General features: G+C 66.8%; 21 protein-coding genes. 6 read left to right on the forward strand and 15 right to left on the reverse strand.

Features of this window, described 5'->3' with window-relative positions:
• Positions 1 to 81: 81 nt before the first annotated feature.
• Genes ftsX through ftsY form a run of 3 tightly spaced genes read right to left on the reverse strand, consistent with a single transcriptional unit; the run spans position 82 to position 3,178 of the window.
• Positions 82 to 1,092, reverse strand: coding sequence for a permease-like cell division protein FtsX (gene ftsX / locus RND78_RS06515; protein ID WP_312726955.1), 1,011 nt, complete (start codon positions 1,090 to 1,092; stop codon positions 82 to 84).
• Positions 1,089 to 1,763: a cell division ATP-binding protein FtsE gene (ftsE, locus tag RND78_RS06520; protein WP_058762944.1), complete on the reverse strand. Its 675-nt coding sequence runs from the start codon at positions 1,761 to 1,763 to the stop codon at positions 1,089 to 1,091. Before ftsE ends, ftsX begins: the two co-directional genes overlap by 4 nt.
• Positions 1,760 to 3,178 (reverse strand): signal recognition particle-docking protein FtsY, encoded by a 1,419-nt coding sequence (ftsY, locus tag RND78_RS06525; RefSeq protein WP_312726961.1) that lies wholly within the window; start codon positions 3,176 to 3,178, stop codon positions 1,760 to 1,762. Before ftsY ends, ftsE begins: the two co-directional genes overlap by 4 nt.
• 202 nt (positions 3,179 to 3,380) lie before the next feature.
• On the opposite strand from ftsY, the gene RND78_RS06530 reads away from it, so the two are divergent.
• The 6 genes from RND78_RS06530 to RND78_RS06555 all read left to right on the forward strand — a co-directional run bounded on the left by RND78_RS06530 (position 3,381) and on the right by RND78_RS06555 (position 8,684).
• Positions 3,381 to 4,739: a pitrilysin family protein gene (locus tag RND78_RS06530; RefSeq protein ID WP_312726963.1), complete on the forward strand. Its 1,359-nt coding sequence runs from the start codon at positions 3,381 to 3,383 to the stop codon at positions 4,737 to 4,739.
• Complete coding sequence (locus tag RND78_RS06535) at positions 4,736 to 6,175, forward strand: pitrilysin family protein (protein ID WP_312726965.1); 1,440 nt, start codon at positions 4,736 to 4,738, stop codon at positions 6,173 to 6,175. The genes RND78_RS06530 and RND78_RS06535 overlap by 4 nt, the downstream gene beginning before the upstream one ends.
• Before the next feature lies 1 nt (position 6,176).
• A complete protein-coding gene (gene rsmD, locus RND78_RS06540) occupies positions 6,177 to 6,746 on the forward strand; it encodes a 16S rRNA (guanine(966)-N(2))-methyltransferase RsmD (protein ID WP_312726966.1) in 570 nt (189 codons plus the stop codon).
• Positions 6,743 to 7,747, forward strand: a complete 1,005-nt coding sequence (locus RND78_RS06545; RefSeq protein ID WP_312726969.1) for a hydrolase — start codon at positions 6,743 to 6,745, stop codon at positions 7,745 to 7,747. The genes rsmD and RND78_RS06545 overlap by 4 nt, the downstream gene beginning before the upstream one ends.
• A 100-nt stretch (positions 7,748 to 7,847) precedes the next feature.
• Positions 7,848 to 8,333 (forward strand): pantetheine-phosphate adenylyltransferase, encoded by a 486-nt coding sequence (gene coaD, locus RND78_RS06550; protein ID WP_312726971.1) that lies wholly within the window; start codon positions 7,848 to 7,850, stop codon positions 8,331 to 8,333.
• Between the two features lie 99 nt (positions 8,334 to 8,432).
• Positions 8,433 to 8,684: a YfhL family 4Fe-4S dicluster ferredoxin gene (locus RND78_RS06555; protein ID WP_058762937.1), complete on the forward strand. Its 252-nt coding sequence runs from the start codon at positions 8,433 to 8,435 to the stop codon at positions 8,682 to 8,684.
• An 18-nt stretch (positions 8,685 to 8,702) separates the two neighbouring features.
• Here RND78_RS06555 and RND78_RS06560 read toward each other — a convergent pair whose 3' ends face one another.
• The 12 genes from RND78_RS06560 to RND78_RS06615 all read right to left on the reverse strand — a co-directional run bounded on the left by RND78_RS06560 (position 8,703) and on the right by RND78_RS06615 (position 26,214).
• On the reverse strand, positions 8,703 to 9,059 hold the full coding sequence (locus RND78_RS06560; protein WP_312726976.1) for a multidrug transporter: 357 nt from the start codon (positions 9,057 to 9,059) through the stop codon (positions 8,703 to 8,705).
• An 86-nt stretch (positions 9,060 to 9,145) separates the two neighbouring features.
• Positions 9,146 to 9,958 carry a prolipoprotein diacylglyceryl transferase gene (lgt, locus tag RND78_RS06565; RefSeq protein ID WP_280308684.1) on the reverse strand — a complete coding sequence of 271 codons (813 nt, stop codon included), beginning with the start codon at positions 9,956 to 9,958 and terminating at the stop codon, positions 9,146 to 9,148.
• A 20-nt stretch (positions 9,959 to 9,978) separates the two neighbouring features.
• Positions 9,979 to 10,773, reverse strand: coding sequence for a sulfite exporter TauE/SafE family protein (locus RND78_RS06570; RefSeq protein ID WP_312727285.1), 795 nt, complete (start codon positions 10,771 to 10,773; stop codon positions 9,979 to 9,981).
• A 76-nt stretch (positions 10,774 to 10,849) separates the two neighbouring features.
• Positions 10,850 to 13,129: a phosphoenolpyruvate--protein phosphotransferase gene (gene ptsP / locus RND78_RS06575; RefSeq protein ID WP_312726981.1), complete on the reverse strand. Its 2,280-nt coding sequence runs from the start codon at positions 13,127 to 13,129 to the stop codon at positions 10,850 to 10,852.
• A gap of 111 nt (positions 13,130 to 13,240) precedes the next feature.
• Positions 13,241 to 13,714 carry an RNA pyrophosphohydrolase gene (locus RND78_RS06580; RefSeq protein ID WP_007161635.1) on the reverse strand — a complete coding sequence of 158 codons (474 nt, stop codon included), beginning with the start codon at positions 13,712 to 13,714 and terminating at the stop codon, positions 13,241 to 13,243.
• Positions 13,715 to 13,905: 191 nt separating this feature from the next.
• Positions 13,906 to 15,429: an MFS transporter gene (locus RND78_RS06585; RefSeq protein WP_312726984.1), complete on the reverse strand. Its 1,524-nt coding sequence runs from the start codon at positions 15,427 to 15,429 to the stop codon at positions 13,906 to 13,908.
• Positions 15,430 to 15,539: 110 nt separating this feature from the next.
• Positions 15,540 to 16,553, reverse strand: a complete 1,014-nt coding sequence (locus tag RND78_RS06590) for an Ldh family oxidoreductase (RefSeq protein WP_312726985.1) — start codon at positions 16,551 to 16,553, stop codon at positions 15,540 to 15,542.
• A gap of 92 nt (positions 16,554 to 16,645) precedes the next feature.
• Positions 16,646 to 17,713: a uroporphyrinogen decarboxylase gene (hemE, locus tag RND78_RS06595; protein ID WP_312726987.1), complete on the reverse strand. Its 1,068-nt coding sequence runs from the start codon at positions 17,711 to 17,713 to the stop codon at positions 16,646 to 16,648.
• Positions 17,714 to 17,809: 96 nt separating this feature from the next.
• Entirely contained in the window at positions 17,810 to 18,250 is a 441-nt protein-coding gene (gene cynS, locus RND78_RS06600; protein ID WP_058773824.1) for a cyanase, read from the reverse strand.
• Positions 18,251 to 18,441: 191 nt separating this feature from the next.
• Positions 18,442 to 19,860 carry an FAD-dependent oxidoreductase gene (locus RND78_RS06605; RefSeq protein ID WP_312726993.1) on the reverse strand — a complete coding sequence of 473 codons (1,419 nt, stop codon included), beginning with the start codon at positions 19,858 to 19,860 and terminating at the stop codon, positions 18,442 to 18,444.
• A 90-nt stretch (positions 19,861 to 19,950) separates the two neighbouring features.
• On the reverse strand, positions 19,951 to 24,399 hold the full coding sequence (gltB, locus tag RND78_RS06610; protein ID WP_312726994.1) for a glutamate synthase large subunit: 4,449 nt from the start codon (positions 24,397 to 24,399) through the stop codon (positions 19,951 to 19,953).
• Positions 24,400 to 24,615: 216 nt separating this feature from the next.
• Positions 24,616 to 26,214, reverse strand: coding sequence for an AAA family ATPase (locus tag RND78_RS06615; RefSeq protein WP_312726996.1), 1,599 nt, complete (start codon positions 26,212 to 26,214; stop codon positions 24,616 to 24,618).
• Between the last annotated feature and the right edge of the window lie 8 nt (positions 26,215 to 26,222).

The raw sequence follows: 26,222 nt of genomic DNA on the forward strand, positions 1-26,222 counted from the left end.
ACCTCAGCTGAAAATGGCCGTGAAAAGCTCGGTTCTGCAGAGATTTGGACCGTTTCCGCAGGTTACGGAACCGGCCGTTCGTCAGCGCGGGGCAAGCTCGCGCAGGTGGCGAGCGACGGCCAGCCAGGCGCCGATGTAGCCCAGCAGCACGGCACCGATCAGCAGTTGCAGGCCATCTTCCACGGCAACGCTGCCCAGGGCGAAGTCGCTGCCATAGAGCCCGGCCAGCTCCATCACCGCGGCGTTGAGCCAGTTCAGGCCGAAGACCAGCAGCGCCCAGGCGGCGATGCCGGCGCCCAGGCCGAACAAGGCGCCCATGTAAAGGAAGGGCCGGCGGACGTAGCCGTCAGTGCCGCCCACCAGCTTGACCACCTCGATCTCGGTGCGACGATTCTCGATGGCCAGGCGAATGGTGTTGCCTATCACCAGTAGCAGGGCGATCACCAGCACCACGGTCAGGCCGAAGACGAAGCGCTCGCCCAGCTTGAGGATGGCGGTGAGGCGCTCGACCCACTGCATGTCCAGCTGTACCTGCTGTACGCCGCTCAGCTCGGCCAGCTGACTGCGCAGCATGTCGAGGCGGCTCTTGTCGATTTCCTTGGGGGTCACGGCGATGACACCGGGCAGAGGATTCTGCGGCAATTCGCGCAGCGCCTCACCCAGGCCGGCGTCCTGCTGCAATTCCTTCAGGGCATCGTCCGGACTGATCCAGCGCGCCTCGGCAACGTCGGGCAAGACCTTGATCTGGCTCATCAGCACCTCGGCCTGATCCTGGCCGGTGCGCAGGTCGAGGAACACCGATATCTGGGCGGCCCGCTGCCAGGAACCGCCGAGGCGCTCGACGTTCTTCAGCAGCAGGGACACGCCCATGGGCAGTGCCAGGGCGATGCCCATCACCAGGCAGGTGAGGAAGGTGCCTATGGGTTGCTGCACCATGCGTCTGAGGCTGTCCCTCAGGCCGGTGCGGTGGGCTTCGAGATAGGCATGCAGCGGGCCGCGCCAGTCGCTCTTGGGCGGTTTGGGTGCCTGGCGTTGCGGACGCTGGGGCTTGCCGCCCTGCTCCTGGCCACGGGGCAGTTCGGTGGTGCTCATGGCTGGCTCTCCTCTTCATCGCCGATCAGGCGGCCGCGCTGCAGGGTGAGCATGCGGTGGCGCAGCCGGGCGATGAGGGCGTGGTCGTGGCTGGCGATCAGCACCGTGGTGCCGAGGCTGTTGATGTCCTCGAAGACGCCCATGATTTCCGAGGCCAGGCGCGGATCGAGGTTACCGGTAGGCTCGTCGGCGAGCAGCAGGGCCGGGCGATGGACCACGGCGCGGGCGATGCCGACCCGCTGCTGCTGGCCGGTGGACAGCTCGGCCGGATAGTCGTCGAGCTTGTCCTTGAGGCTGACCCGTTCCAGCGCCGCGGCCACGCGCTTGGCGATTTCGGGCTTGGACAGGCCGAGGATCTGCAGCGGCAGGGCGACGTTGTCGAACACGGTGCGGTCGTAGAGCAGTTGGTGATTCTGGAAGACCACACCGATCTGCCGGCGTAGGAAGGGGATCTGCGCATTGGTGATGCGCGAGATGTCCTGGCCGGCCAGGGTCAGCTTGCCACCGGTGGGCCTTTCCATCGCCAGGATCAGCCGCATCAGGGTGCTCTTGCCGGCGCCGGAGTGACCGGTGACGAAGAGGATCTCGCCGCGTTCGGCACGGAAGCTCAGTTCCTGCAGGCCGACGTGACCGTTGGGATAGCGCTTGGAGACGCGGTCGAACTGGATCATGAGACGCCACGCTCCGCGAACAGGGCCTGGACGAAGGGCCGCGCCTCGAAGGGCCGCAGGTCGTCGATGCTTTCGCCGACGCCGACGTAGCGGATCGGCAGGGCGCTCTGCTTGGCCAGGGCGAAGATCACCCCGCCCTTGGCGGTGCCATCGAGCTTGGTCAGGGCCAGACCGGTCAGGGGCACCGCATTGTGGAATTGCTTGGCCTGGTTGAGGGCGTTCTGGCCGGTACCGGCATCCAGCACCAGCAGGGTCTCGTGGGGTGCCGCCTCGTCCAGCTTGCCGATCACCCGACGGACCTTGCGCAGTTCTTCCATGAGGTTGTCCTTGGTGTGCAGCCGGCCGGCGGTATCGGCGATCAGGACATCGATGCCGCGGGCCTTGGCCGCCTGGACGGCGTCGAAGATCACCGAGGCGGAATCGGCCCCGGTGTGCTGGGCGATCACCGGGATGCGGTTGCGCTCGCCCCATACTTGCAACTGCTCCACGGCGGCGGCGCGGAAGGTGTCGCCGGCGGCCAGCATGACCTTCTTGCCCTCGTTCTGCAGGCGCTTGGCCAGCTTGCCGATGGTGGTGGTCTTGCCGGCACCGTTCACGCCGACCACCAGGATGACATAGGGCTTGTGACTGGTATCGATCAGCAGCGGCTGCTCCACCGGCAGCAGCATCTCGGTGAGCTCCTGCTGCAGCGCCTGATAGAGCGCCTCGCTGTCGGCCAGCTGCTTGCGCGCCACCTTCTGGGTCAGGTTGCGCATGATGACGCCGGTGGCCTCGACGCCGACGTCGGCGGTCAGCAGGCGGGTTTCCAGCTCTTCGAGCAGGTCATCGTCGATGGCCTTCTGGCCGAGGAACAGGCTGGCCATGCCTTCACCGAGGCTGGCGCTGGTCTTGGACAGACCCTGGCGCAGGCGAGCAAAGAAGCCCAGCTTGGCGGGTTCGGCCAGGGTAGCGGCGACGGCTGGCTGAGCGGGCCCGGGCTCAGGTTCAGGCTTAACGGCCGGCTCTGGACGGGCCGAGGCGATGGGCACAACAGGTAAGACCGGCGCGGCGACAGGCTCGGGCTCGGGCTCGGGCTCGGGCTCGGGAGCAGGCTCCACCACGGGCTCGACCTCGACCGGCGGCACGATGGGATCGGTGACCAGCGGCTCGACCAGCGCCGAGAGGGCGACCGGCGGCGGGGCTTGCTCCTCGACCACAGGGACAGGCGCCAACGAGGGGGTGGCCTCGGGCGGTTCGGGCACCGGCCCCAGGTGCGCTATCGGCGCGCTGGTCGGCGGCTCGGGCGCGCGCTCCTCAGCGGTGCCCGCCGGCGCTGCCGCAGGCGTCTCTTCGGGTTCGGCGGTCTTCTTGCGGAACCAGCCGAACAGGCCTTTCTTCTCCGCGGGGGGAGACTTCTTGTCGTCGGATCCAAACATGCGCGGCTCTGTGTCGAACGGACGACCAGGCTGCGGGAGCTCCGCCAGGCGGCGCTCGACCGTCAGCCATGGCCGTCGGGAAAAGGGATGCGTATCCTAGCAGCCTGCCGGGCGGAAGACCTCCCCGTCGGCGAAAAACGCGCGGCCGTCCCCAGGACGCCCGCGCTTCGTTTCCCACCGCGTCCCAAGGCCTGCTCTCGCGATGCCCGCCTACCGCTCCCTGCGCGCCACCCTGATCGGCCTGCTCTGCCTGCTTCCCACTGTCGCCCCGGCCGACGCCGGCCGGCAGAACACCCAGGAATTCACCCTCGACAACGGCCTGAAACTGGTGGTCCGCGAAGATCACCGGGCGCCGGTGGCCGTGGTGCAACTCTGGTACCGCGTGGGCTCGAGCCTGGAGGCGCCCGGCGCGACCGGGCTGTCCCACGCGCTGGAACACCTGATGTTCAAGGGCAGCCGCAAGCTTGGTGCCGGCGAGGCCTCGCACCTCCTGCGCGACCTGGGCGCCGAGGAAAACGCCTTCACCACCGACGACTACACCGTCTACTACCAGTTGCTGGCGCGCGACCGCTTGCCGATCGCCCTGGAGCTGGAAGCCGATCGCATGCAGCACCTGCGCCTGGCGCCGGACGAGGTCACTCGCGAACTGGAAGTCATCAAGGAAGAACGCCGGCTGCGCACCGATGACCGCCCTGAGGCGCTGTCCTTCGAAAGATTCAAGGCGGCGGCCTATCCGGCCAGTGGCTATCGCAATCCCACCATCGGCTGGCCCCAGGATCTGCAACGCCTGAGCGTGGACGATCTCCGCCGCTGGTACCAGACCTGGTACGCCCCCAACAACGCCACCCTGGTGGTGGTCGGCGATGTCGAGCCCCAGGCGATCCGCGCCGAGGTACAGCGCTGGTTCGGCGGCATTCCCCGCAGCGACCTGCCCGCGCCTCGGCGACCGCTGGAATTGCCAGCGCCGGGTGAGCGTCGCCTGGCCTTGCAGGCCCGCGAGGTACCCAGCCTGTTGATGGGGTTCAACGTGCCGAGCCTGGCCACTGCGGCCCAGCCACGTGACTCCTATGCCCTGCAGTTGCTGGCCGCCCTGCTCAGCGGCGGCTCGGGCGCGCGCCTGCCCAGTCGTCTCGAGCGCGGCCAGGAAGTGGCCAGCAGCGTGCGCGCGGCCTATGGCTCCTACACCCGTGGCGATAGCCTCTTCCTGCTCAGCGGCACCCCCAACACCCCGCGTGGCAAGACCCTCGAACAGCTGGAAGCGGCCTTCTGGGAGCAGTTGGACCTGCTCAAGCGCGAGCCGCCCAGCACGGAAGAGCTGGCCCGGGTCCGCGCCCTGCTGGTGGCTGGCCTGGTCTACGGCCGCGACTCCATCACCGCCCAGGCCAGCAGCATCGGCCAGCTGGAAAGCGTCGGCCTCGGTTGGCGCCAGGGTGAGCTCCTGCTAGACGAACTGAGCAAGGTCACTCCCGACGACCTCCGTCGCGTGGCCCGCACCTATTTCACCCGCGAGCGGCTGACCCTTGCCCAGTTGCGCCCCGCCGCCGCGGAGACCCAACGATGAAACGCCTGCTCTGCCTCTCGCTGTGCTTGCTCGCCGGTTGCCAGACCCCATCACCGGTCGGCGACCTGGCCCGCGCCTATCCCACCGTGGACAGCCTGAAGACGCTCAAGGACGCCCCGCCTCTCGGCCGCCAGCTGGACATCCAGCGCTGGCGCACCGCCGAGGGCGCCCAGGTACTGTTCGTGCCGGCGCCGGAATTGCCGATGTTCGACGTGCGCCTGATCTTCGCTGCCGGCAGCAGCCAGGACGGCGCCACCCCGGGCCTGGCCATGCTGACCAACGGCCTGCTCAACGAAGGCACGCCGGGACGCGATGCCGGTGCCATCGCCGATGGCTTCGAGCGCCTGGGCGCCGACTTCAGCAACGGCGCCTATCGTGACCAGGCGGTGGCCGGGCTGCGCACCCTCGCCGATCCCGCCCATAGCGAACCGGCCCTGGCGCTGCTCGCCGAGGTGGTCGGCCACCCGACCTTCCCCGCCGAGGCCATCCAGCGCATCCGCGACCAGTTGCTGACCCTGATCGCCGCCAGCCGCCGTGAACCGGCCAGCCTGGCCGGCGAAGCCCTGCAGGAACGGCTCTACGGCACCCACCCCTATGCCCATTCGCCCCGTGGCACCGCAGCGGGCCTGGCGCACCTCGACGCGACCGCCCTGCGGGCTTTCCATACCCGTGCCTATGCCGCCGGCAATGCGGTGATCGCCATCACCGGCGACCTGGATCGAGCCCGCGCCGAGCGCATCGCCGCCCAGCTGTCCCGCGCCCTGCCCCCAGGCCCTGCCCTGCCGCCACTACCCGCTCCGCGTCCCGCCGCGCCGGCGGTCGTGCACCTAGAGATTCCCGCCCAGCAGACGCGCCTGCTGCTCGGTCAACTCGGCATCACCCGGAGCGATCCCGACTACGCCGCCCTGTTCGTCGGCAACCAAATCCTCGGTGGCGGTGGCTTCGGCAGCCGCCTGATGACCGAGCTGCGCGAACGTCGCGGTCTCACCTATGGGGTCAGCTCGGGCTTCACCCCCATGCGCCAGCCAGGCCCCTTCACCCTCGGCCTGCAGACCCGCGCCGAACTGGGCGCTGCCACCCTCGCCCTGGTCCTCGACCTGCTGCGTGATTACCGGGCCCAGGGTCCCACCCAGGCCGAGCTGGATCGCGCCAAGCGCCAGATCGAAGGCAGTTTCCCGCTGGCCAACGCCAGCAACGGCGCCATCGTCGCCCAACTGGGCAACATCGGCTTCTACGACCTGCCCAGCAGCTACCTCGACGACTTCCTCCAGCAGGTCCGCGCCCTCACCGTCGAGCAGGTGCGTGATGCCCTGCAGCGGCACCTGGACCCGGCGAAGTTCGTCGTGGTCACCGCCGGCCCCAACGTCGCCCAGCAGCCCCTGCCGCCACCACGTCCCCTCACCTCACTGCCGCCCAGCGGCGTCCCGGAGCACTGACATGGCCCAGAAGACCGCCAACCAACTGCGCATCATCGGTGGCGACTGGCGCAGCCGGCGCTTCGTCTTTCCCGACGCCCTGGGCCTGAGGCCCACGCCGGACCGGGTCCGCGAGACGCTGTTCAACTGGCTGGCCGCCGTGACCCCGGGCGCCCGGGTGCTCGACCCCTTCGCCGGCAGCGGCGCCTTGCTGCTGGAAGCCCTGTCCCGCGGCGCCAGCCAGGCGCTGGCCTTCGACCTCAACGCCCAGGCGGCCAATGCCCTGCGCGGCCACCTGCAGACCCTTGGCTGCACCCATGCCGAGGTGCTCCAGACCGACGCCCTGCAAGCCCTGTCCAGGCCGGCGGAGACGCCCTTCGACCTGGTGTTTCTCGATCCGCCCTTTGGCAAGGACCTGCTGGAGCCGGCCTGCGCGGCCCTGGAAACCCAGGGCTGGCTGGCCGCGGACACCTGGATCTACACCGAGAGCGAGACCCAGCCCTCGCGCCTGACCCTGCCCGCGACCTGGCAGCTGCACCGCGAGAAGAAGACCGGCAACGTCCACTACGCCCTCTGGCATCGCCAAGCGTGAACAGTGCTCCCTTTCGCCCGGCGCGCTGGTTGCCCGGCCCGCACCTGCAGACCCTCTGGGGCTCGCTGTGGCGCCGCCTGCCGCCCATCACCCGGCCGCGGGAACGGCTGTGGCTGGAGGATGGCGATTTCCTCGACCTGGACTGGTACCACGCCGAAGATCCGCGCGCGCCGCTGGTACTGATCGCCCATGGCCTCACCGGCAGCTCAGGCTCCCACTATGTGCTCGGCCTGCAATTCGCCCTCGCCGCCCGCGGCTGGGCCAGTGTCGGCCTCAACTGGCGCGGCTGCTCCGGCGAACCCAATCGCCTGCCGCGCGGCTATCACTCCGGCGTCAGCGACGACCTGGCCGCGGTGGTCCGCCATCTAAGGGCCAGTCGCCCGGACGCCCCGCTGTTCGCCGTCGGCTTCTCTCTGGGCGGCAACGTGCTGCTCAAGTACCTGGGCGAGCGCGGCGAAGACAGCGGCCTGCGCGCCGCTGCCGCGGTCTCGGTGCCCTTTCGTCTGGATCTCTGCGCCGACCGCATCGGCATCGGCTTCTCGCGCATCTACCAGCGACACTTCATCCGCGAACTGGCCCGCTACGTACGCGAAAAACAGGCACTGTTCGATCGCGAACGCCATCCCGAGCAGCACGAGACCCTCGCCCGCCTGGGTCCGCCCGAGGGGCTGAAGACCTTCTGGGATTTCGACGACAGATACACCGCGCCGCTGCACGGCTTCCACGACGCCCGGGACTACTATCGCCAGGCCTCCAGTCGCTACTACCTGGGCGGCATTCGCATCCCCACCCTGTTGATCCAGGCCGAGGACGACCCCTTCATCGGCACCGACGCCCTCCCGGCGCGGGCCGAACTGGCACCGGGCACCCTCTTCGAGCGCCTGCCCCATGGTGGCCATGTGGGCTTCGTCGGCGGTTCCTTTCGCCAGCCCGACTACTATCTGGAAAGGCGCATCCCCGACTGGCTGGTCAGCCAGCTGGCATCGCCATCCGGCCGATAAACGCCCACGGCGCCGCCATCCCGCCCCTCCTCGCCTTGGCCCCACCCCGCCCCTGAGCTACCATCCAAGCCCCAACAGCTTCGCCCCCAAGGACAGCGTCATGAACCGAGTGCTATACCCCGGCACCTTCGACCCCATCACCAAGGGCCATGGCGATCTGGTGGAGCGCGCCTCGCGGCTGTTCGATGAAGTCGTGGTGGCGGTAGCCGCCAGCCCCAAGAAGAATCCGCTGTTTCCCCTGGAGCGGCGCGTGGAGCTGGCCAAGGCGGTGACGGCGCACCTGCCCAACGTCGAGGTGATCGGCTTCAGCTGCCTGCTGGCCAAGCTGGTGGAGCAGCAGAAGGCGACCATCATCCTGCGCGGCCTGCGCGCGGTGTCGGATTTCGAATTCGAATTCCAGCTGGCCAACATGAATCGCGTTCTGGCGCCCCAGGCGGAGAGCATGTTCCTCACCCCCTCGGAGCACTACTCCTACCTCTCCTCCACCCTGGTGCGGGAGATCGCGGCCCTCGGCGGCGACGTGACCAAGTTCGTCCACCCCACCGTGCACCAGGCGCTGCTGGAGCGTTTTCCGTCGGCAGGCTGATTAACCCCAAGGACTGTCGGGTGCAGCCGGCGCGCGGATGGGGCAAAATGCGCGCCTGACTTTTGGATCGCCGCGCAGCCGTGTGGCGAGGAGCCGACGATGTCCCTCATCATTACCGACGATTGCATCAACTGCGACGTGTGCGAGCCCGAGTGCCCGAACGGCGCCATCTCCCAGGGTGCGGAGATCTACGTGATCGATCCGAACCTGTGCACCGAGTGCGTGGGCCACTACGACGAACCCCAGTGCCAGCAGGTCTGCCCGGTGGACTGCATCCCCCTCGACGAGAACCACGTCGAGACAAAGGAGCAATTGCACGAGAAGTACCTGAAGATCAGCGGCCAGGCCTGAGTCCGACCGCTAGCACCGCTATTCCGTACGGCCGTAGCCGCTCTGGGTGCAACCCAGGCAGCGGACGAAGGCTGCCTTGCCTGGTTCGACCACCAGCGCCTTGCCGGCCTTGCCGACATTGCCGCCTGCGGCGGTGAACGGCAGGCTGATCACGAACGCACCGGCCCCGATCACGGTGGCGGCGATCAGCAGTGGCCGCGCGATCAGCAGATCGCCGATCATCGAGAAGGCCTCGGGCGCCTGGGCTTCACCGAAGGCCTGGTCCGCGGTCTGGTACTCGGTGATTTCACCCTGAGCCTGTTGCGCCTGCACCGGCAAGGCCTGGAAGGTCAGGGCCAAGGCCAGCACGGCAGCCAGGCTACGGAACGGATTCATACGGCTGATCCCTTGCGCGAAGAAGATTGGTGGTTCCTGAACTATAACAGGCCGCCCGCACTTGTCATGCGGGCGGGCCCCAGACGTCATTCGGCGCGGACGACCGGCTGCGGCGCCCGGCGATAGGCATAGACCATCAAGGCCACACCGCCCAGCACCATGGGCACGCAGAGCACCTGGCCCATGGTCAGCCAGCCCCAAGCCAGATAGCCGAGTTGCGCATCCGGCACCCGGACGAATTCGACGATGAAGCGGAAGATGCCATAGCAGAGCACGAACAGGCCGGAGACGGCCATGGTCGGCCGCGGCTTGCGCGAGTAGAGCCAGAGGATGACGAACAGCGCTACGCCTTCCAGGGCGAACTGGTAGAGCTGCGACGGGTGGCGCGGCAGCTGGGCCGGATCGCTGTAGGGCGGGAAGATCATCGCCCAGGGCACGTCGGTGGGCTTGCCCCAGAGTTCGGCGTTGATGAAGTTGCCGATGCGGCCGGCGCCGAGGCCGATGGGCACCAGCGGGGCGATGAAGTCCATCAGCTCGAAGAAGCCCTTGTTGTGGCGCTTGCCGAACCACCAGACCGCCAGGATCACTCCGAGCAGACCACCGTGGAAGGACATGCCGCCCTTCCAGACCTCGAAGATCAGCGTCGGATTGGCGATGTATTCCGCCAGGTTGTAGAACAGCACATAGCCCAAGCGCCCGCCGGCGATGACCCCCAGCGCCACCCAGAACACCAGGTCGGACAGGGTCTCGCTGGTCCAGCGCGGATCGAAGCGATTCAGCCGGCGCTTGGCCAACCACCAGGCGCCGCCGATCCCCACGAGGTACATGAGGCCGTACCAGTGGATCTTCAGCGGGCCCAGTGACAGGGCCACCGGGTCTATTTGCGGATACGGCAGCATGGTGCCTCCTTGATGGGGGATCAGAGTAAGAAGTTGAGCCCGACGCCGAACAGCAGCAGGGCGAACAGCCGCTTGAGCAGCCGCGGTGACAGGCGATGGGCCAGCCGGGCACCGAAGCGGGCGAAGAACATGCTGGTCAGGGCGATACCCAGCAACGCCGGCAGATAGACGTAGCCCAGGCTCCAGGCGGGCAGGCCCGGCTCCTGCCAACCGACGAGGATGAAGGAAAGCGCTCCGGACAGGGCAATGGGCAGGCCACAGGCCGCCGAGGTGGCCACCGCCTGCTGCATCGTCAGGCTGCGCCAGACCAGGAAGGGCACGGTGAGCGAGCCGCCGCCGATGCCGAAGATGGCCGAGGCCCAGCCGATCACCACGCCCGCTACCGTCAGCGCCGGCTTGCCCGGCTCACCGGCCTGGGCCTTGGGCCGCAGGTCCAGGGCCAGCTGGATGGCGATCAGGATGGCGATCAGGATGGCGAAGGTGCCGATGATCTTCTGTAGCAGCTGACCATGGATGGCAGCCGCCGTGACGGCGCCCAGCGCACTGCCGCCGACGATGCCCAGCGTCATCCAGGCGAACAGCCGCCAGCGGACTGCGCCCAGGCGATGGTGGGCCCAGACCGAGTTGAGCGAGGTGAAGACGATGGTAGCCAGCGAGGTGCCCACCGCCAGGTGGGTAAGGATGTCCGGATCGAGCCCCTTGGCGGTGAAGCTGTAGACCAGCACCGGCACGATGATCAGGCCGCCGCCGACCCCGAACAGTCCGGCCAGTACCCCGGCGCAAGCGCCGAGAACTAGGAAGAGCAAGAGATCCATCATCACCTCGGGCGCAAGAAGCGGCATGGTACGCCGCTACCTGCCGGGCGGGAAGCGAAGGCCCCGCCCGGCACGCTCAGCTCTGGACGCTGGCGGCCGGATTGATCACCCGACCCAGGCCGAGGTTACGCAGGGCCAGGTGCAGGGCACTGTGGATCACCTGGGGGTTGTCGATCTGGCGCATCTGCTGCACCAGCTCCTGGGCCTTTTCCAGGGTGACCTGGCGCAGCAGCCACTTCACCTTGGGCAGGTTGGTGGCGTTCATCGACAGGGTGTCGAAGCCCATGCCCATGAGCAGCACCGCCGCCGCCGGATCACCGGCCATCTCGCCGCAGATGCTCACCGGTACCCCTTCGGCATGGGCCCCATCCACCACCTGTTGCAGCGCCTGCAGCACCGCTGGGTGGAAGTAGTCGTAGAGGTCGGCCACCCGCGGGTTGTTGCGATCCACCGCCAGCAGGTACTGGGTCAGGTCGTTGGAGCCCACCGAGATGAAGTCCACCTGGCGCGCCAGATCACGAGCCTGGTAGACCGCCGAAGGCACCTCGACCATGACACCCACGGGCGGCATGGGAATGTCGACGCCTTCGTCACGCACCTCGCACCAGGCGCGGTGCAACAGGTGCTGGGATTCCTCCACCTCGTGCACGCCGGAGATCATCGGCAGCATGATGCGCAGGTTGTTCAGCCCCTCGCTGGCCTTGAGCATGGCGCGGGTCTGCACCAGGAAGATCTCCGGATGATCCAGGGTGACGCGGATACCGCGCCAGCCCAGGAAGGGGTTGTCTTCCTTGATCGGGAAATAGGACAGCGCCTTGTCACCGCCGATGTCCAGGGTGCGCATGGTCACCGGCGCCGGATGGAAGGCCGCCAGCTGCTCGCGATAGATCGAGAGCTGCTCCTTCTCGCTGGGGAAGCGCTCGTTGACCATGAAGGGGACTTCGGTGCGATACAGCCCCACCCCTTCGGCGCCCCGCTGCTGGGCGCGAGCCACGTCGGCCATCAGGCCGGTGTTGACCCACAGCGGCATGCGGTGACCGTCGAGGGTCTCGCAGGGCAGGCTGCGCAGGGCGTCGAGGCCCTGGGTCAACTGGCGCTCCTCTTCCACCACATCGCCGTACTGCTTGATCAGCGTCGGCGAGGGGTTGGTGAAGATCTCGCCGTGGTAGCCGTCGACGATGAGGTCGATGCCATCGACCTTGGAGTACGGCAGGTCCACCGCGCCCATCACCGTGGGGATACCCATGGCGCGAGCGAGGATGGCGACGTGGGAGTTGCCCGACCCCAATACCGAGATGAGACCGACCAGACGCCCTTCGGGCACCTCGCCGAGCATGGTCGGCGAGAGCTCCTCGCTGACCAGGATGGTGTTTTCCGGATAGATCAGGCAGGCCTGGTGGGCCTGTTGCAGATAGGCAAGCAGCCGGCGCCCCAGGTCGCGCACGTCGGCGGCCCGTTCGCGCAGGTAGGCGTCGTCCATCAGCTCGAAGCGCTGGACGTGCTCCATCACCACCTGGCGCAGGGCGCCCTGGGCCCACTGGCCGCCCTTGATGATGGTGGTCACCTCGTTACCGAGGGCGGCGTCGTCGAGCATCATCAGGTAGACGTCGAACAGCGCCCGCTCTTCCTTGCGCAACTGGGTGGACAGCCGCTTCGACAGCGCCTTCATATCCGCCCGCACGCCCTCGAGGGCGGAGCGGAACAGCTGCAGCTCCGCCTCGATGTCGGTGACGGTCTTGTCGGGCACCACTTCCAGATCGGCAGGTGGCAAGACCACCACGGCCTTGCCGACGCCAACGCCGGGCGAACCGGGAATGCCGACGAAACGGGCTTCCTGGATGCCCTTGCCCTGCCGATCCAGGCCACGGATGGTCCCGGTGGCCTCGGCGTGGGCGATCACCCCGGCGAGCTGGGCGCTCATGGTGACCAGGAAGGCTTCCTCGCCCTCGTCGAACTGACGGCGTTCCTTCTGCTGCACCACCAGCACGCCCATGACGCGTCGATGGTGGATGATCGGGGCACCGAGGAAAGACGCATAGCGTTCCTCACCGGTCTCGGCGAAATAGCGGAAACGGGGATGGCTGGCGGCGTCTTCGAGATTGAGCGGCTCTTCGCGGGTGCCAACCAGGCCGACCAGGCCTTCGTTGGGGGCCATGCTGACCCGGCCGATGGACTTCTTGTTCAGGCCTTCGGTGGCCATGAGCACGAAACGGTTGGTGTCCGGGTCCAGCAGATAGACGGAGCAGACCTGGGACTGCATGGCTGCGCGGACGCGCTGCACGATGATGGACAGTGCCGACCCCAGATCCTTGGCGGCATTTACCTCCTGGACGATCTTGCGCAGAACTGCAAGCATCTAGCGCCTCCGCAGTCGACGCCCGGCGAGCCCGCCGGCGTGCATCACGTGTCGTTCATCCTGCATGACCACAGCTTCTCCTCACCTCTTTCGCACCGGCCAAGCCGGTAATCAGGCCAGCAAGCGGGGTGCCAACTCCTTGAGCGCCCGCCGATAGACCTCTCGCTTGAAGGTCACCACCTGGCCCAAGGGGTACCAGTAGCTCACCCAGCGCCAGCCATCGAATTCCGGCTTGCCCGTCACGTCCATCCGCACGCGCTGCTCTTCCGCCGTCAGCCGCAGCAGGAACCACTTCTGCTTCTGACCGATGCACAGCGGCCGGCTGTGCGTGCGCACCATGCGCTGCGGCAGACGATAGCGCAGCCAGCCCCGGGTACAGGCCAGGATACGGACGTCGTCAGGGCTCAGCCCTACCTCTTCGTTCAGCTCCCGGTACAGCGCCTCTTCGGGCGTCTCCCGGTCATCGATCCCACCCTGGGGGAACTGCCAGGCATCCTGGTTGATCCGGCGGGCCCACAGTACTTGGCCGGCATCATTGGCGAGAATGATGCCGACATTGGGGCGAAAACCATCAGCATCGATCACGGCTGCCACCCTTGAAAAATGTCGTTGCCCGCATTGTTCCACAAAGCCCGACAGCCCAGCAATGCAAGCTCCGGACCGACTGGGGCGCGGCCGACCGGCGCCGTCTGCCGGCGACTGGCACTACCGGCAGGGGTCAGCAGTATGGTGGCCGCTCGCTGAACGTCGGCTTAAGGCCTGACGATCAGCGGCCGCTAGCGGAAATGTCGTTGCAGGGCCATGTAGACGGCCAGCGCCAAGCCGATCCAACCGACCAGCCAAAAGTAGTCGAGATAACCCAGCACCTGGCTCTGGCGGGTGACCAGGCTGGAGATCTGGGCCAGGACGTTGTCCGCACCGATGGCCTGCCGATAGCGCTCGCCATAGGCCTGGTAGGTCTGGGCATAGGGCGTGACCGCGGCGCCGAGCACCGTGGCATGGAAGGCATCGCGCCACTGCAGGAAGACATTGGACAGCACGATGCCCAGGGGCATGACCAGTTGCTGGGTCATGTTCTTGATCTGGTAGGCCTGACTGAAATAGGCCGGTTCGACGCGCATGAAGGTGTACATGATGATCACCGCGAAGGTGCCGATCAGGTAGGTGCCGTGCATCATCAGGCCCGGTACCAATTGCTGATAAAGGGGCACATCGGCATGCTGGCGCACCATCCAGAAGCCGTAGCCGGCCAGCAGCAGATAGCCGGCCACGAGGTACTTGCGAAAACCACCCCAGGGAAAGCGCTCGCGCAGCCGCACCGAGGTGATCATCAGCAGCGGCGCCAGGCCGCACAGCCAGCCGAGCGCCATGACCCCGCCCGCGGTATAGACCGGCACCTGCAGGGCATTGACCACGTACTGGGGGATGATGAAGTTGTAGGCGCCAAGCAGGAAGTAGTTGAGCATCATGAACAGCATGCCGGCGAGGAAGCCCGGCGTGATGGCGTGCCTGAAGTCCAGGGTCGGCCGCGCCAGGCCCCGCTCGTAATAGATGTAGAGCCCGAGGATGGCTACCCCAGCCAGCAGCTCCAGGGCCAGCCGCGGCCCATCGCTGAAGAAGTCGAAGGCCAGCCGCTGGGTGGTGATGGTGAGCAACAGGCTGCCACCGGCCAGCAGCACCATGGACAGCAACGAGGGCGCGCCGGAGTTCTCCAGCGGATGGGAGCGGCGGGGCAGCGACAGCCAGACGCACACCGCCACCAGCAGGCAGGCCAGTGCCGGCACCATGAAGATTGCGCGCCACTGATGGCCTTCCAGCAATTCGGCGGTGGTGAAGGAGGCCAGGGCGCCGCCCAGGGGTACGCCCGAGGCGAAGGCGCGGATGCCGGTCGGCAGCTGCGGCCCGGAGAAGTACATCTGCACCAGCACCCGCGCCCCGGCGAAGAAAGTGGCGGCGCCAGCCCCCATCAGGACACGACCGGCGATGAAGGTCGGCAGGTCGGTGGCGATCAGGCAGAACACCTGGCCGACCAGGTGGATGCCGACGGCCGCGAAGATCAGGTTGCGATAGCCCAGGCGCTGGGCGAACCACTGGTGCGGCGCGCTGGTGAGGATGACCGCCGCGCTGTAGCAGGCGGTGGCCAGGCTATAGCTGCGCTGGTCGATACCCAGGCCGCCGTAGACATAGCGATTGGCCAGGGCGATGGAGAGGTTGTCGAGGAAGTACACCAGCACCATGAGGGTGATGCTCAACAGGAGCAGGCCTCGGTGATGGGGACGGGCGGTGTCGTCGGCGTACATGAAGATCCAGGCTGGCACGATAGTAGCCAGCCGTGGACCTTGAGCCTGCGACGGGGTTCAGGAGGCGCGTTGTCGCAGTCCTCTACAGGTGATGCATATCGCGCGGCGGATCAGTCCGGCAGCAGCGTCCGGACCTCGGCGAGCAACTCGTCCGGCACCTCCAGCCAGCCGCGGGCGGTATTGCGTTCCCGCGCTTGGTAGCGACGCTGCGACGGCAGCCGGGCACCCTGGGCCTCGATACCGGCGAATAGCGCCTCGGCGCGCTGTTGATAGTCGGCTAGTGCAGCGCCGAGAAAGCGCTGGGGGTCGAAGGCCAGGATGAGTTCGCCGTGATAGGGCAGCCCGCCGGCTCCCGCATCGAAGTCGGAGGACTCCGGGCTGGTGAGATCACCGATCAACGGCCCGGCCAGCAACTCGATCATGGCCGACAAGGCCGAGCCCTTATGACCGCCGAAGGTGAGCATGGCGCCCTCCTCCAGCACGGTATGGGCATCGCTGCTTGGCGCGCCCTCGGCGTCAACGCCCCAGCCCTCCGGCAGGGCCTTGCCGGCACGGCGATGCAGCTCGATCTCGCCACGGGCCACGGCGCTGGTGGCGAAGTCGAAGACGAAGGGCACACCTTCCGGTCGCGGCCAGCCGAAGGCGATGGGATTGGTGCCGAACAGGGGGCGACGACCTCCGGCCGGAGCGACGTAGGCCTGGGTCGGATTGCAGGCCAGGGCGACCAGGCCACGGGCCGTGAGGGCCTCCATTTCCACCCAGAGCGCCGAAAAGTGCACGCAGCGGTTGATCGCCAGGGCCGCTAGGCCGCAGGCCCGCGCCTTGGCCTCCAGCAGGGGCAGACCCGCCGCGAAGGCCAACGGGGAGAAGCCGCCACCGGCATCGACGCGGACGATGGCCGGGGCCAGGTCCTCTACCCTTGGCTCGGCATCGGGCACCACCTTGCCGGCCTTGAGCGTCTTGACGATGCCCAGCAGCCGATAGATGCCGTGGGAGGCGCAGTCGTCGCGCTGGCCGGCCACCATCATGGTAGCAATGGCAGCGCCCTGCGCCGGGCTGAAGCCATGGGCCTGGAGTACGTCCTCGGCCAGTTGCTGCAAGTCTTCCGGGGTCATCTGGGCCATGGCGGCGCTCCATCGGGAAAACCCCGACTATGCCGCAACCGGCAGCAGCCCGCTCGCTCGACTTGGGATCGGCTGGGCCGATCCCGGCACAGTCAGCCCTGGTGGTAGCGCCCAGACAACTCGTGTACGGCTTCGATGAAGGCACCGGCATGGGCCGGGTCCACCTCGGGGGTGATACCGTGGCCGAGGTTGAAGACGTGGCCGCTGCCCTGGCCATAGCTCTCCAGGATGCGTCCCACCTCGGCCCGAATGGCCGCCGGCTTGGCGTAGAGCACGCTGGGGTCCATGTTGCCCTGCAGGGCGACCTTGCCACCCACGCGGCGGCGGGCTTCGCCGATATCGCAGGTCCAGTCCAGGCCCAGGGCCTCAGCGCCGCTGTCGGCCAGGCTTTCCAGCCAAAGCCCCCCATTCTTGGTGAAGAGGATCACCGGCACCCGGCGTCCTTCGTGCTCGCGGATCAGCCCGGCGACGATCTTGCGCATATAGGCCAGGGAAAATTCCTGGTAGGCCGCGGCGGACAGGTTGCCACCCCAGGTATCGAAGATCTGCACTGCCTGGGCGCCAGCGCGGATCTGGCCATTCAGGTAGGCGGTGACCGCCTGGGCCAGCTTGTCCAGCAACAGGTGCAGGGCCGCGGGGGTGTCGTAGAGCATGGCCTTGGCCTTGCGGAAGTCCTTGCTGGAGCCGCCTTCGATCATGTAAGTCGCCAGGGTCCAGGGGCTGCCGGAGAAGCCGATCAGCGGTACCCGGCCGTCCAGAGCGGCACGGATGGTGCGAACGGCGTCCATCACGTAGCCCAGGTCGGCTTCGGCATTGGGGATCGGCAGCGCCTCGATGTCGGCCGGGGTATCGATCACCTTGCGAAAGCGCGGGCCTTCGCCGGTTTCGAAGTACAGGCCCTGGCCCATGGCGTCGGGGATGGTGAGGATGTCGGAGAAGAGGATGGCCGCGTCCAGCGGGTAGCGTTCCAGCGGCTGCAGGGTCACCTCGCAGGCGAACTGCGGGTTCTTGCACAGGCTCATGAAGTCACCGGCACGGGCCCGGCTGGCGCGGTACTCAGGCAGGTAACGCCCGGCCTGGCGCATCATCCACACCGGGGTGACATCCACCGGCTGCTTGAGCAGGGCACGCAGGAAACGGTCGTTCTTCAGGGCGGTCATGAGGACATCCGGCAGCAAAAGTGCCGGCATTGTCGCAAAGCGGCTGGCAAAAGGCACGGCGCCGGGGCGTGCCTTTTGTCTATCGCGGTGATCGGCTTACCAGCTCTTGTAGGGCAGGAACTTACCGTTGAGCACGATCTGCACCCGGTCGCCCTTGGGATCGGCCACCCGCGAGATGTCCATGCTGAAGTCGATGGCGCTCATGATGCCGTCGCCGAATTCTTCATGGATCAGGGTTTTTATGGTATCGCCGTAGACATTGATCATCTCGTAGAAGCGATAGATCAGCGGATCGGTCGGCACGGCCTTGTCCCAGTGCTTGTGCGGGAAGGCTTGCAGGGCCTGGGACACCTCGGCTGGCAATTCCAGTACCTGGCACAGGCGCTCCGCTACCTCGGGCGCCATGCTGTTCATGCCCAGGCAGGCGGAGGTGGTCCAGACCGGCGACATTTCCAGGCTGGCGGCGATCGCGGCCCAACTCAGGCCCAGGCGCTGCTTGGCAGCGAGAATGGCGGCGGTCATTTCGGGCTTGTTCATGGCAGTACCTCGGAGGAGAGAACCGGGATCTTTGCAGACCCTGTGCCAGGGCGCGGCGAACGCTCTGGCACGGCCCACGCAGCACCCTTCCTACCTCTCGCTGCACCAGAACGCAGCCCGGTCCCTGGATGACGCCCAAGAAAAAAGCCGACCGGCTCGGCACCGGTCGGCTTCTGTCCAGCCATCGAGCGTTAGACGCCCAGGTAGTCGAGGATGCCCTCGGCGGCGTTGCGTCCTTCGAAGATGGCGGTCACCACCAGGTCGGAACCGCGCACCATGTCGCCACCGGCGAAGATCTTCGGGTTGCTGGTCTGGTGCTTGAACTCGCCCAGGCCGGGTGCCACCACGCGCCCCTGACTGTCGAGGTCGATACCGAACTGCTCGAACCAGGGTGCGGGACTTGGACGGAAACCAAAGGCGATGACTACTGCATCGGCCGGCAGGACTTCCTCGGAACCAGGAATTGGCTCAGGACTACGGCGACCACGGGCATCAGGCTCACCCAGGCGGGTCTCCACTACCTTGACGCCTTCCACCTTGTCTTCACCGATGATGGCGATAGGCTGGCGGTTGAAGAGGAACTTCACGCCCTCTTCCTTGGCGTTCTTCACTTCCTTGCGCGAGCCCGGCATGTTGGCGGCGTCGCGTCGGTAGGCGCAGGTCACGCTCTTGGCGCCCTGGCGGATGGAGGTACGGTTGCAGTCCATGGCGGTGTCGCCGCCCCCCAGGACCACCACGCGCTTGCCCTTCATGTCGACGAAGTCGGCCGCATCCTTTTCGAAGCCCAGGTTGCGGTTGACGTTGGCCACCAGGAAATCCAGGGCGTCGTGCACGCCGGGCAGGTCTTCTCCGGGGAAGCCACCCTTCATGTAGGTGTAGGTGCCCATGCCGAGGAAGATCGCATCGAATTCCTCGAGCAGCTGTTCCATGGTCACGTCCTTGCCCACCTCGGTGTTCAGGCGGAATTCCACGCCCATGCCGCCGAACACCTCACGGCGACGGCTGAGCACGGTCTTCTCCAGCTTGAACTCGGGAATGCCGAAGGTCAGCAGGCCGCCGATCTCGGGGTGCTTGTCGAACACCACCGGGGTCACGCCATTGCGTACCAGGATATCGGCACAACCCAGGCCGGCCGGACCGGCGCCAATGACGGCAACGCGCTTGCCGGTGGGCTTGACCTTGGACATGTCCGGGCGCCAGCCCATGGCGAAGGCGGTATCGGTGATGTATTTCTCCACCGAACCGATGGTCACCGCGCCGAAGCCGTCGTTGAGGGTGCAGGCACCCTCGCAGAGACGATCCTGCGGGCAGACGCGACCACAGACCTCGGGCAGGGTATTGGTCTGGTGCGACAATTCCGCCGCCGCCAGGATGTTGCCTTCGGACACCAACTTGAGCCAGTTGGGAATGAAGTTGTGCACCGGGCACTTCCATTCGCAATAGGGGTTGCCGCAGCCCAGGCAGCGGTGCGCCTGCTCGGCGGCCTGCTGTGGCTTGAAGGGATCGTGGATCTCGACGAATTCCTTCTTGCGCTGGCGCAGCAGCTTCTTCTTCGGATCCTTGCGACCGACCTCGATGAACTGGAAGTCGTTGTTCAGACGTTCAGCCATTTCCAAACCTCTTGAAGCGACGCCCCTTCAGCTGGGCGCCACGAGCTAGCACGGTGAAACCGGCGCCTTGAGGAGCCGGCATCGAAGTCGTTATTCCGGACGGGCGCGGGTGCTGACCAGCAGCGACGCCAGGCTCGCGGCCTTGGGCTTCACCAGCCAGAACTTGCGCAGGTAGTCGTCCAGATTCTCATGGAGATGGCTGCCCCAGGCACTGCCGGTCTCGCGCACGTATTCGGCCAGCACCCCTTCCAGGTGGCTGCGATAGGCCTCCATGGCCTCGCTGTTGATGCGCTGGATTTCCACCAGTTCGTGGTTGACCCGGTCATAGAAGCCGTTGTCCAGGTCCAGTACATAGGCGAAGCCGCCGGTCATGCCCGAGCCGAAGTTGTAGCCGGTCTTGCCCAGCACGCAGACGAAACCGCCGGTCATGTACTCGCAGCAATGGTCACCGGTGCCCTCCACCACGGTATGGGCCCCGGAGTTACGCACTCCGAAGCGCTCACCGGCGGTACCGGCCGCGAACAGCTTGCCACCGGTGGCGCCATAGAGGCAGGTGTTGCCGATGATGGCCGATTCCTGGCTCTTGTAGCCCGCGCCCTGGGGCGGGGTGATGACCAGCTTGCCGCCGGTCATGCCCTTGCCCACGTAGTCGTTGGCATCGCCTTCCAGATACAGATGCAGGCCGCCGGCGTTCCAGACGCCGAAGCTTTGGCCGGCGGTGCCCTTGAAGCGGAAGGTGACCGGAGCCTTGACCATGCCCTGGTTGCCGTGACGCCGGGCGATCTCGCCGGAGACACGGGCGCCGATGGAACGATCGCAGTTGCCGATGCTCAGGCTGAATTCGCCGCCTTCGAGCTTTTCGATCCCCGGCAGCGCCAGGCGCACCATCTCCTCGGCCAGTAGGCCCTGGTCGAACGGTGGGTTCTTCTCCACCTGGCAGAACTGCGGCTTCTCGGCCGGAATGAGCTCGCTACCCAGCAGCGGCGTGAGGTCCAGGTGCTGCTGCTTGGCGGTCTCGCCCGGCAGGATTTCCAGCAGGTCGGTACGACCGATCAGTTCGCCCAGGCTGCGCACGCCCAGCCTGGCCAGCCACTCGCGGGTTTCCTCGGCGATGAAGGTGAAGAAATTCATCACCATCTCCACCGTGCCGATGAAATGCTCCTTGCGCAGCCGGTCGTTCTGGGTGGCCACGCCGGTGGCGCAGTTGTTCAGGTGGCAGATGCGCAGGTACTTGCAGCCCAGGGCGATCATCGGCGCGGTGCCGAAGCCGAAGCTCTCGGCGCCGAGGATGGCCGCCTTTATCACGTCCAGGCCGGTCTTCAAGCCCCCGTCGGTCTGCACCCGCACCTTGCCGCGCAGGTCGTTGCCGCGCAGGGTCTGGTGCGCCTCGGCCAGGCCCAGTTCCCAGGGCGAGCCGGCGTACTTGATGGAGGTCACCGGCGAAGCGCCGGTACCACCGTCGTAGCCGGAGATGGTGATGAGGTCGGCATAGGCCTTGGCTACGCCAGCGGCCACGGTACCCACGCCAGGCTCGGAGACCAGCTTGACCGATACCAGCGCCTTGGGATTGACCTGCTTGAGGTCGAAGATCAGCTGGGACAGGTCCTCGATGGAGTAGATGTCATGGTGCGGCGGCGGCGAGATCAGGGTCACGCCGGGCACCGCATAGCGCAGCTTGGCGATCAGGCCGTTGACCTTGCCGCCGGGCAGCTGGCCGCCCTCGCCGGGCTTGGCGCCCTGGGCCACCTTGATCTGCAAGACCTCGGCGTTGACCAGGTACTCGGGGGTGACGCCGAAGCGGCCGGTGGCCACCTGCTTGATCTTGGAGCTCTTCACCGTGCCGTAGCGCGCCGGGTCCTCGCCACCCTCACCGGAGTTGGAGCGCCCGCCCAGACGGTTCATGGCCTCGGCCAGGGCCTCGTGGGCCTCCGGCGACAGGGCGCCCAGGGAGATGCCGGCGGCGTCGAAGCGGGTGAAGATGTTGGTCAGCGGCTCGATCTCTTCCAGCGCCAGGGGCTGGTCGCTGGTCTTGACCTTGAGCAGGTCGCGGATCATCGCCACCGGACGCTGGTCCACCAGCGCGGTGTATTCGCGGAACTTGGCGTAGTCGCCCTGTTGCACGGCGGCCTGCAGCAGGTTGACCACGTCCGGGTTGTAGGCGTGGTACTCGCCGCCGTAGACGAACTTGAGCAGGCCACCCGGCTGGATCGGCTTGCGGTTGTTCCAGGCTTCGCCGGCCAGCAGCTTCTGCTCGGCTTCCAGGTCGACGAAGCGCGCGCCCTTGATGCGGCTGGTGACACCGGGGAAGCACAGGTCGGTGACTTCGTCCGCCAGGCCCACGGCCTCGAACAGCTGGGCGCCGCGGTAGGAGGCGACGGTGGAGATGCCCATCTTGGAGATCACCTTGAGCAGGCCCTTGGTGATGCCCTTGCGGTAGTACTTGAACACCTCGTAGAGATCGCCCAGCACCTCGCCGGTGCGGATCAGGTCGCCCAGCACCTCGTAGGCCAGGAACGGGTAGACCGCGGTGGCACCGAAGCCCAGCAGTACGGCGAAGTGGTGCGGATCGCGGGCGGTGGCGGTCTCCACCAGGATGTTGCTACTGGTGCGCAGGCCCAGGTTGACCAGGTGATGGTGCACGGCGCCAGTGGCCAGCACCGCATGCACCGGGAGCTTGCCCGGCTCGATGTGACGGTCGGTCAGCACCAGCAGTACCTTGCCGGCACGCACGGCCTCCTCGGCCTGCTCGACGATGTTGCGCAGCGCCGCCTCGAGGCCCATGGACTCGGGGTAGTTGAGGTCGATCTTCACATGCTCGAAGCCGGGCTTGGGCATGTTGAGGATGGTCCGCCACTTGGCCGGCGAGATCACCGGGCTGCTCAGGATGGCGCGATCGGCGTGCTCGGCGGTTTCCTCGAAGACGTTGCGCTCGGCACCCAGGCAGGTCTCCAGGGACATGACGATGGACTCGCGCAGCGGGTCGATCGGCGGGTTGGTGACCTGGGCGAATTGCTGGCGGAAATAGTCGTAGGGCGAACGGATGCGCCGCGACAGCACCGCCATGGGGGTGTCGTCGCCCATGGAGCCCACGGCTTCCTGGCCCTGCTCACCCAGCGGACGCAGCACCTGGTCACGCTCTTCGAAGGTGACCTGGAACATCTTCATGTACTGGCGCAGCTGATCCTGGTCGTAGAAGGCCGAACCGTGATCGTTGTCGTCCAGGGTCGCCTGGATACGCATGGCGTTCTTGCGCAGCCACTGCTTGTAGGGATGGCGCGCCTTGAGGCGGTTGTCGATGTCGTCGGTCTGCAGCACCTCGCCGGTCTCGGTGTCCACGGCGAGGATCTGTCCGGGACCGACCCGGCCCTTGGCGATGACGTCATCCGGCTGGTAGTTCCAGACGCCGACTTCCGAGGCCAGGGTGATGTAGCCATTCTTGGTGGTCACCCAGCGCGCCGGGCGCAGGCCGTTGCGGTCGAGCAGGCAGACGGCGTAGCGGCCTTCGGTCAGCACCACACCGGCCGGACCGTCCCAGGGCTCCATGTGCATGGAGTTGAATTCGTAGAAGGCGCGCAGATCGGCGTCCATGGTCTCGACGTTCTGCCAGGCCGGCGGAATGATCATGCGCACGGCGCGGAACAGGTCCATGCCACCGGTCACCAGCAGCTCCAGCATGTTGTCCATGCTCGAGGAGTCGGAACCCACGCGGTTGACCAGCGGCCCGAGCTGATCGAGGTCCGGGATCAGTTCGTTGACGAACTTGGTGCGCCGCGCCTGGGCCCAGTTGCGGTTGCCGGTAATGGTGTTGATCTCGCCATTGTGGGCGAGATAGCGGAAGGGCTGCGCCAGCGGCCACTTCGGCAGGGTGTTGGTGGAGAAGCGCTGGTGGAAGACGCAGATGGCGGTGGCCAGGCGCGGATCGCCCAGATCCGGATAGAAGGCGGCGAGATCCGCCGGCATCATCAGGCCTTTATAGACGATGACCTTGGACGACAGGCTGCAGATGTAGTGCTCGGCGTCCTCGGCATTGCGCACCGAGGAGCGGCGGCGGGCGGAGAACAGCTTGACCCCGAACTGCTGGTCATCGAGGCCGGGGCCGGCGACGAACACCTGCTCGATGCGTGGCAGGCGGGCCAGGGCCAATTCACCCAGCACGGAAGTATCGATGGGGACCTGGCGCCAGCCGACCAGGGTCAGGCCGGCGGCCTCGATCTCCAGGTTCATGTTAGCGCGGGCCTGCTCGGCGCGAGCCTCGTCCTGGTTGAAGAACACCACGCCGGCGGCGTACTGCTCGGGCAACTCGGCGCCGAACTGCTCCTGAGCGACGGCGCGCAGGAAGGCGTCCGGCTTCTGCATGAGCAGACCGCAACCGTCGCCGGTCTTGCCATCGGCGTTGATACCGCCCCGGTGGGTCATGCAGGTCAGGGCTTCGATGGCCGTTTCCAGCAGGTCATGGCTGGGCTCGCCCTGCATATGGGCGATCAGGCCGAAGCCGCAGTTGTCCTTGAAGCTATCGGGATTGAACAGGCCTGCTTTCATAGCGCTCTCACCGGCAATCAGGTTATTGCAAAGGCATCACAAAACGGTCCGTTTATTTGAACTTTTTTCGGACAGTCAAAGGCCGTCCAGTGTAGCGAAAAAAATGGCTTCGACAAACACCGATGACACCTGATGAAAATTCAATGACGCAAAAAAGAAAGCCCCGGCGTCACTCTCGTGATAGCACCGGGGCTTACGTTTCGTGTCAAGCAAGATTCAACGACTGGTCGCGATGTCCTGCTGAATGCTGGCGAAGGTACGCGGCCAGGGCTTGCTGGCCTGGACCTTGGCCGGCAGTTGCTTGACCGCTGCCTCGGCCGCCGCGCGATTGGCGAAGCTGCCGTAGGTCACCACATAGAGCGCCTTGCCCTGGTAGCTCTTCTTGAAATAGCGGAAGTTACCACTGTCGGCCTGGCTCGCGATGAACGCCTGGGCAGCCTTCTCGGTGCTGGTCCCCACGACCTGCAAGGCGTACTTGCTGCCGGACTGACTGCCATACCAACCGGCGGCGGCACCACCGGCGGCACGGGTCGGTGTCGCGGCAGGAGCCGGCTTGGCGGATGCCGGAGCCGTCGGGGCGGGCGCCGTGTGCTTGGGCGCAGGTGCAGCGACCACCGGGGCGCTGGGCGCCGGCGTCCGTACGGGCGTGCGGCTGGGCAGCTCGTCCTCGTCGCTGATCGGCGGCGCATCGGTGGTCACGGTCGGCGGCACCCCGCCCGCGCCCAGGTCATTGCCCGCGGCAGTACCGGCCTGGCGACCACCGGCCGCTTCCGCCAGAGGCTCGCGGATCACCGGCTGCGAGTCACCCACCAGCGGCAGGGGCAACGGCTTGGAAGAACCATCGAACTGGATAGGGGCGCCCTGGGCGTCCTTGCTGACCGAGGCCGAGCCCTGACCACCCAGCGGCAGCGCCTGGCCGCTCGCGACGGTGGTCGGCGCCTCATTCTTGCCGCCCTTGAGGGACAGCGCCGCAGCACCCACCGCCAGCACCACGACACCCAGGATGACCAGATGCTTGCGCGGCAGGGCCGCCAGCAGGTTGCGCGAACCCTTGGCCGGCGCCGCGGCCTTTTTGCGGCGGGCGCTCATGCCAGCCACCAGCACATCCCGCGCCTCTTCGTTGAGCCGTCCCGGCCAACCGCCGGAACGTTCGTGGATAGTTGCAAGTTGCTCGTCGGTGAAGATCTCCAGCCCCTGGCCGGCACCTTCCAGGCGTTGGGCCAGATATTCTTCGGCCTCGCTCTCGCTGTAGGGCAGCAACTCGATGGCGTGATAGCGCTCTTCACCTTGGGCGATGTCTTCCAGGCGCATCACCACTTCCGCCTCGCCGAACAGGAAGACGTGCAGGCGCTCCCGCTCGGCACCGCCGGCCAGCTCCAGCAGGACCTCCAGCGCTGGGGTGGCCAGCGCCTCGGCGTCATCCACCAGGATGTAGACCTCCTGTCCCGCCAGGCGTACTTCCGCTGCCTGTTCGAGGATGGCCGCGGGGGTCTGGCTGCTCGCCCCGACGCCCTTGGCGACCTGGCCCAGCACGGTACGGGCATCGCCACCGTTCTGCGCGGAGATCACCACGCAATGCACGGCCTCCTTCTTGGTGCTGGCCACCAGCGCCTGGCGCAACAGCGTCTTGCCACTGCCCTGCGGACCGCTGACCACCAGCAGCAGCTGGCTGTAACGCGCCAGGTGGTGCAGTTGCCCCAGCACTGGCTTGCGTTGCGCCGGGAAGAACTTGAAGCCCGGCACCCGAGCGGCAAAGGGATCGTGAGTGAACTGATAGTGACCGAGGAAGGCTTCGTCGGCGTGCAGATTGGACATGGGACTCT

The sequence above is a fragment of the Pseudomonas oryzihabitans genome (assembly GCF_032027545.1).
Lineage (GTDB): Bacteria > Pseudomonadota > Gammaproteobacteria > Pseudomonadales > Pseudomonadaceae > Chryseomonas > Chryseomonas oryzihabitans_F.